Origin of the sequence: Sediminibacterium sp. C3, assembly GCF_000508085.1 — a bacterium.
Taxonomy (GTDB): domain Bacteria; phylum Bacteroidota; class Bacteroidia; order Chitinophagales; family Chitinophagaceae; genus Sediminibacterium.
The window spans coordinates 2,902,330-2,909,455 of the sequence record NZ_KI669560.1 but is presented as its reverse complement, the minus strand read 5'-3'; the positions used below and the strand labels follow the sequence as shown (position 1 = coordinate 2,909,455).

The window sequence follows — 7,126 nt, the reverse complement described above, 5'->3', positions numbered from 1 at the left end:
AACTACGTAACATAAATGTTTATCACCCAATGCTATTCAATGTAACCTATCTACTAAAGCAACAACATAAATTCTTTTATGTCATTGCTTTAGTAGTACTAGCAGATATAGAACAGTAATTCAGCTGACGAACTCCGGTCGTCAGTTTAGATGGATTAAATTCAAAGACCTGTTAGACCTTCGCCCAACATTGCATTGATACTATCGGCGAAGCCTACAGTAAACAATTAACTAACTTTAGCCGACAGGATCAATGCTTCAACGTTGAACCAACATTGCTTTCAGCAATGAGTTTTTTGAGATTTTCTACCTTGTGTTACTAAATCATAAATTATGGAAAAAAAACAGTAACACAGTATGCCATTAATGCACTTCAAAAGTGTTCAGATTTAATGGCTCTAGGTCACTACAGTGATTCAACTCGTATCAATTATCTAAAAGAGTTGCGATTTTTATTTCAGTATTATTCTGACATCAGACCATCAGAGATTACTTATGAAATGACTGTAAACTATTTAGTTTATTTGGTCAAGACAATGGGTTGTAGTAGGGTTAAATGTAAAATGGCGGCACAAAGCTTTGCCTTCTTTTTCAAACATGCTTTGAACAAGCCATATTCAACTCCAGCTGTATTATTTCCTGCACATGAGCATAAATTACCTGCTGTATTATCACAGGAAGAAATGCGGAGCGTATTAAACAGTATAATTAATAATAAGCACAGGATGTTACTTTCTCTTATGTATAGTACTGGGATACGATTAATGGAGATTGCCAGAATTAAGATAACCGATATTGAAAGTAATCAAATGCGTATTAAAATAACATCTGGCAAGGGTAAAAAAGATAGGTATGTTTTATTATCCCCACTACTGCTTGAAGAATTACGCTATTATTTTATTGAGTATAGACCAGAAATTTATTTGTTTAATGGCGCTGGCAAAGGAAAAAGATATGCAGCTAGAACCATTCAACATATCATGCAAACGGCCTTAGCCAAGGCAGGACTATCCAATAAAAATTACAGTATACATAGTATAAGGCACAGTTTTGCAACACATTTACTAGACCATGGTGCTGATTTGCAAGCAATACAACAATTGATGGGTCATAACAGTATCAATCAAACAGTTCAGTATTTGCATCTCTCGACAAAACGGTTACAGAGTATAGTTAATCCATATGATGTAATCATGCAAAAGTCAACCAATGAAAAATGCTAATACGCTGCAAAACATATTACAGCATTGGCATAAACCTGAAATCAACTTACATGTAAATAATGTAATTGAGCAGATAAAACAGTGTAGAACAGCTTCGTTAGGGTATCATTTATACCAATGCACTGATAGTCAATGTAGGAAATATCATTATCGATATCATAGTTGTCGTAATCGTCATTGTCCTCAATGCGGTGGTTTTCAAAAGCAGCAATGGATAGAAGATAGGATGAATGAGTTACTACCTACCAATTATTTTCATGTTGTTTTCACATTACCACATGAATTAAATGGTTGTATTCTTGGCAATAGGAAATTATTGTTGAAATTACTTTTTGATAGTTCTGCTCAAACATTATTAACTTTTAGTAAAGACAAGAATTACTTGGGAGCTACGCCCGGTATTTTAAGTTTATTACACACGTGGGGTCAGCAGTTAAGTTTTCATCCACATGTTCACTGTATTATAAGCAGTGGGGGTATTGATATTACTGGAGGGAAACAATGCTGGAGAAATGCTGTTCGAAACAGTAACCAATTTATTTTTCCAGTTAAAGCATTAGCCAAAGTATTTAGAGCTAAATATTTGATGGGAATAAAAGTACTTTTAGAAAATAATCATTTAAGGGTAAGCCCTAAATCAGATTTAAATGTTTTACTGAAAGAGCTTTACAAAAAAGAATGGGTTGTTTATGCCAAAAGACCATTTGGTGGCCCACAACAAGTTATTAGTTATTTAGGTAGGTACACTCACAAAACAGCTATTACCAATAGCAGAATTGTAAAATTTGATTCTGATAATAATCGCGTTCAATTTAAGTACAAAGATTATGCGGATAATAGTAATGAGAAATTGATGGAGGTAAATGCAAGTGACTTTGTTACGAGATTTAAACAGCATATTTTACCAAAAAGATTTACCAGAATACGGAGCTATGGTTATTTAGCCAATAGAGGCAGGACGGAGAGAATTAAAGAGATTACGAAAATGATGAACATCCCTGCTCATCCAATAAGAGTGAAAATTAGTTGGCAAACTAGACTGCTATTGGAAGTTGGTAAATCAATTAATTGTTGTCCGAATTGTCATAAAGAAACGCTCATTCAAATAGCGTCGTATTATAAGCATGGACATTATGGATAAGGTTTAAATGCTTATTGATAATACCTTTTAGCTAATAAAAATATGTTGGCAAAGCAGTTCTATGAGTTAACTCAACCAAAAACAACAGAAATTAGCTAAATTGATTATGATAAAATAAAACAACTTAAAAAAAGTATCCAGATCACTGTAAAAAAGTAAACAAAAGAAATACTTTACACCTAATAGAACAATGTCGGTCAACACAAAGTATACCGACAAGCCCAATGATCAATATCAAAGGGCTAATTTTAAAGGGCTAGTCGGATACTTTCATAAACGTTAGCAGACATTTTAAATCCTTAAAGTGAAACTTATTTTATTAAGCATACTTACCATCGCTCTTGCTGGACAAACCTTCTCCCAGCAGAACAGAATTGAAGAAAACAGATTATTGAAAGTTAAGAATGGTAAATATGGGTTAACTGATACCTTGAATAAAACTATTGTTCCTTTTGATTATGATTTTATCGAGTACCAGAACAGTAGATTGATAGTACGTAAAAAGGGTTTACAAGGTTTACTTACCACCAACAACAAACTAATCATTCCAATTAAATATCAATTTATTCTACCAAGGGGTAACAATCGATTTCTTCTGTGGACACCAAGTTCAGTTTTTGGCTTATCTGATGGCGACGGCAAAACTATATTGCCTGTTCAATACAAAAGTGTTTCTTCAACAGAAAATGATAGCTTTTATATAACTAAGAATGACAAGAACTTAAATGGCGTTTACAACTTCAACGGTGAAAATATACTGCCAGCAATTTACAGGTTTTACACAATTGACGGCTACAAAATCTTCGCAGTAAAGGATGCTCAACCTCTAATCCTAAACATCAAAAATCCAGAAGAGACAATCATTTTAGACAAAGACATTGCTTTTGTTGAAACAACAAGACATTATTCAATGGGAGAACAGCTTTATCAAATAGTAAAGAAGGGAAACAAGTTTGGTGTCATCAATGCAAGCAATCAAACCATCGTGCCTATAACCTATGAGGAAGTGAAATCTTCACAGCACTGGCGTTATTTTATTATTAGGGACAGGGGCAAAATAGGACTAATCAACATTGATGGAGATATCGTTAAAGAGCCAGTATATGATGCAATAGAACTACGAAAAGAGTTTGTTCTATTGAAACGGAAAAATCAAAAGGACGAAATCTATTCTTATAAATGGTAGAAAAACGTCTGCTAACATTGGGTTTTATGCAAGTCGGGCATGACCAACAAACTTCAACCAATTGCAAATCCAAGCTGTGGTTCGGGCAGGACAAACAAATTTGAACTTTAGTTCTTAAATTCAACTTTATATTTTCAATCAGCAGCGGTTATCGGCAGACGGAATTCTAATTCCCAACCTGCATAAAGCCCTGCCCGTTACAGGCAAGCGTATCGGCGACCTTTCCATAAACTACAAGCAGGATTAAGATATATAATCCCCTAAACTAACCTTTTAGAAATATATTTCACTCTGGCTGTGATATTTTATCTTGTTGTGCGTATAATTAATAAACGACAATTAAAATAGTAAATGTAATAATTAGAGAGAATGACTAAAGATTTTAAGCCCGACCTTTTTCTTTCAGTCATTGAAACTAATAAAGGCATCATTTACAAAGTGGCTAATTCATATTGTATAGACACCGAAGATAGAAAAGACCTTGTACAGGAGATTGTTCTAAAATTATGGAAATCATTTGATAGCTATGACGAACGTTTTAAGCATTCAACTTGGATTTACCGAATTGCTCTGAATACTGCTATTTCATTTTATAGAAAGGAAAAATCAAGAAAAGCTATTACTAACCCATTTTCTGAAATCTTATTCAATGTAGCCGATTTTAAGGATAACAAACAAATAGAGGAAAGTACCATTTTTTTAAATCAGTTTATTTCTGAATTGAAAGAGTTAGACAAAGCATTAATGTTACTTTACTTAGAAGAAAAGAGTCATAAAGAGATGGCGGAAATCATTGGCATTTCCGAAACCAATGTGGCGACTAAAATTAGCAGAATAAAAAACATTTTAAAACAACGGTTTTTACAAAACACAACTTAGATATTATGGAAGAAACAAATTTTGTTCTTTTATGGAAAGAACAGTATGAAAAAATTGACCAGTCATTGGTAATTAACAAACAACTTTTAAAAGAAGTAATTAGTCAAAAAGCTGAATCAGCCTTACAATCTTTAATCCGATTCAAAACAAGAGGAATTGTTGCGGCGGTTATCTATTTAATTTTATTAGGCATAGTCTTATTCTATGCAATTTCAAATTACTCTTCTTCGGTAAATTATTTTATTATTTCAATGGCTGCTATATTTCTAATTAATGTAAAAGCTTTGTACGACTACATTAAACATTTGGTTTGGACAAATAATATTGATTATAACGGAAGTATTACAGAGATACAGCAAAAATTAACCAAACTACAATTATCTATCTTAAGGCATAGTCGTTTTATGGTTTTACAGTTCCCCTTTTGGACAACATTTTATTTGAGCGACAAATGGTTTCCACATTCTGTAAGTTCGGGTTATATTTTGTTCCAATTTTTACTGACTGCTTCATTTACATTCTTGGCTTATTGGCTATACAAAAATCAGACAATGGAGAACGCAAATAAAAAGTGGGTAAAGACTTTAATTGAGGGTTCAGGCGGAAAATCTATTATAAAAGCAATTACGTTTTACAAAGAACTTGAAACGTTTAAACAAGTTAGCTAAGGACAAGTGTGTACGCCTGCCTGTAACATTAGGCTTTGCACAATTTGGGCTTCCTCCTTTGGCCCATCATCTTTTGGTATTGCTAATCATCTGTAGTAATTTGGCTTTAGCTAATCGCGTCTTTAGTGGCCAAGCCAGCAGTAGGATCACAGATTATCCAAACTGCGCAAAGCCTGGGACGTGTGTGACTTGAATTAAACATTATTGAGATTAATGTTTAAATGCTGTAAAACAGATGGAAGAATTTCTCTGATAATAGCGAGAAATTATGGTCTTCCGAAGACGACTTTCTGGAGTAGTTTTCAAACCACTTTATGCTGCAATAATTGGAAACGATTTTGTAGTGAGCGATAAAGAAAAACAGGAACGATGATTTCTGTAGGTGCGTAATACAAGAGCTGAACGCAAGTGAACCAATGATGAAGCCTCGTAAGGGCAATAGCGATGTCGAAAGTAAGCAGTTACGTTTGTGTTTACGAATAGAGTGTAATGAATACCAGATTATAGGTTACACGGCATCCGGGGTTAAGTTGGCAGGACTGTATTATAGGCTGTTTTATGGAACAAGTGAAGTCATTGTTGTTTTGTAAAATCGAAAGAGGAACAAACGCTTTTGGATGAGGCGAAGCAATGGCGGCAGACTTAATCATAGTAGTGAGGAAACTTAAGAAACTAAGTGGAGCGAAGGATTAAGCTTGTTTAGTTATCAAAACCAATTTACAACCAGCAATGGGATGACAGATTATTTTGAGACAAAATCACAACCAATTACCAAGTTAATGGTGTGGCAGGCGTACAAGAGAGTAAGAGCCAATCAAGGGAGTGCTGGCATAGATGGTATGACATGGGAATATGTAGACAAAAATGCATATAGATTATTATACAAGCTATGGAACAGACTTTCTTCAGGATCGTATTTTCCAGTACCTGTTCGCCAAGTTGCTATTGCAAAGAAAGATGGTGGAATAAGAAGTTTAGGCATTCCGACTGTCATGGACCGCATAGCACAACAAGTTGTTAAGCAACATTTAGAAATGCAGGTGGAACCCGTTTTTCATGAGGGGTCATTCGGATATCGACCAAATCGAAGCTGTCACGATGCTGTTGCAAAAGCCAACAGTAATTGTTTTAATCACGATTTTGTGATAGACATCGACATACAAGGCTTCTTCGATACCATTAATCATGAACTATTAATGACTGCGGTTGCACATTACTGCAAAGACAAATGGGTACAATTGTATGTAGAGCGATGGTTAAAAGCGGGGATAATAGAGCAGGATGGCAAAGCCACAAGAACTGTGTTGGGTACACCACAAGGTGGAGTAATTAGTCCGTTATTAGCAAATATTTTTCTACATGTAGTATTTGATGGGTGGATGACAAAGGAACATCCAGAAAAGCCATTTGAACGATATGCAGACGATATAGTAGTTCATTGCAAGACGGAGAAACAAGCAATATATGTGCTTAACAAAATCAAGCAGAGAATGGAGAAGTGTAAACTAACCTTACACCCTACCAAAACAAGAATAGTCAATCTGAGAGGGTATTCAGAAAAGAAATACCCCAAAGGCTTTGACTTTTTAGGATTCACTATACGCCCCAATTGTGTAAAGTTTAAAGAAAAGGTTTTGATTGTTCCAAGCATCTTCATAAGTACTAAATCCAGGACTAGTTTACTGGAAAAGTTTAAAGATTGGAATATACACAAGCGGCGAAAACCACTTGTAACTATAGCCCAATATTTAACACCACAAATACGGGGAATCATGAATTACTTTCATAAGTTCTCAAGTGGTCATATGAACTATGTCTGGAAACAATTAAATGCGAGACTATTAAAATGGGTTAAATGGGAAAAGGGTTTGGGGGTAAGAGCAGCAATTAAATGGTTGCAAATACAATACAAACTCAACCCTTATTTATTCCCACACTGGCAAGTGGCACATCCGTAAGTTATAATTAACTTGTGATTTATAAACAAGAAGAGCCGTGTGATGGGAGACTATCAAGCACGGTTCCGTGA

Annotated in this window: 6 protein-coding genes; all 6 read left to right on the top strand. The window is 34.7% G+C overall.

Annotated elements, in window-relative coordinates:
- The first annotated feature begins 323 nt into the window (after nucleotides 1–323).
- The 6 genes from F777_RS16835 (at nucleotide 324) to ltrA (ending at nucleotide 7,055) form a co-directional block, all read left to right on the top strand.
- The gene (locus F777_RS16835; protein WP_369792004.1) at nucleotides 324–1,223 is read left to right on the top strand and encodes a tyrosine-type recombinase/integrase; all 900 of its coding nucleotides are present in this window, start codon (nucleotides 324–326) and stop codon (nucleotides 1,221–1,223) included.
- Complete coding sequence (locus tag F777_RS0113655) at nucleotides 1,210–2,364, top strand: IS91 family transposase (RefSeq protein WP_026752533.1); 1,155 nt, start codon at nucleotides 1,210–1,212, stop codon at nucleotides 2,362–2,364. Before F777_RS16835 ends, F777_RS0113655 begins: the two co-directional genes overlap by 14 nt.
- A gap of 304 nt (nucleotides 2,365–2,668) precedes the next feature.
- Nucleotides 2,669–3,550: a WG repeat-containing protein gene (locus F777_RS0113650; protein WP_026752532.1), complete on the top strand. Its 882-nt coding sequence runs from the start codon at nucleotides 2,669–2,671 to the stop codon at nucleotides 3,548–3,550.
- A 369-nt stretch (nucleotides 3,551–3,919) separates the two neighbouring features.
- Nucleotides 3,920–4,429 (top strand): RNA polymerase sigma factor, encoded by a 510-nt coding sequence (locus F777_RS0113645; protein WP_026752531.1) that lies wholly within the window; start codon nucleotides 3,920–3,922, stop codon nucleotides 4,427–4,429.
- A 5-nt stretch (nucleotides 4,430–4,434) separates the two neighbouring features.
- Complete coding sequence (locus F777_RS0113640) at nucleotides 4,435–5,097, top strand: hypothetical protein (protein ID WP_026752530.1); 663 nt, start codon at nucleotides 4,435–4,437, stop codon at nucleotides 5,095–5,097.
- Nucleotides 5,098–5,831: 734 nt separating this feature from the next.
- Entirely contained in the window at nucleotides 5,832–7,055 is a 1,224-nt protein-coding gene (gene ltrA / locus F777_RS0113635; RefSeq protein WP_026752529.1) for a group II intron reverse transcriptase/maturase, read from the top strand.
- Nucleotides 7,056–7,126: the final 71 nt, after the last annotated feature.

Excerpts from the sequence above, each read along its gene's own strand:
- F777_RS0113655 (WP_026752533.1), top strand. The coding sequence starts at position 1,210 with ATGAAAAATGCTAATACGCTGCAAAACATATTACAGCATTGGCATAAA.
- F777_RS0113645 (WP_026752531.1), top strand. The coding sequence starts at position 3,920 with ATGACTAAAGATTTTAAGCCCGACCTTTTTCTTTCAGTCATTGAAACT.
- ltrA (WP_026752529.1), top strand. The coding sequence starts at position 5,832 with ATGACAGATTATTTTGAGACAAAATCACAACCAATTACCAAGTTAATG.
- F777_RS0113640 (WP_026752530.1), top strand. The coding sequence starts at position 4,435 with ATGGAAGAAACAAATTTTGTTCTTTTATGGAAAGAACAGTATGAAAAA.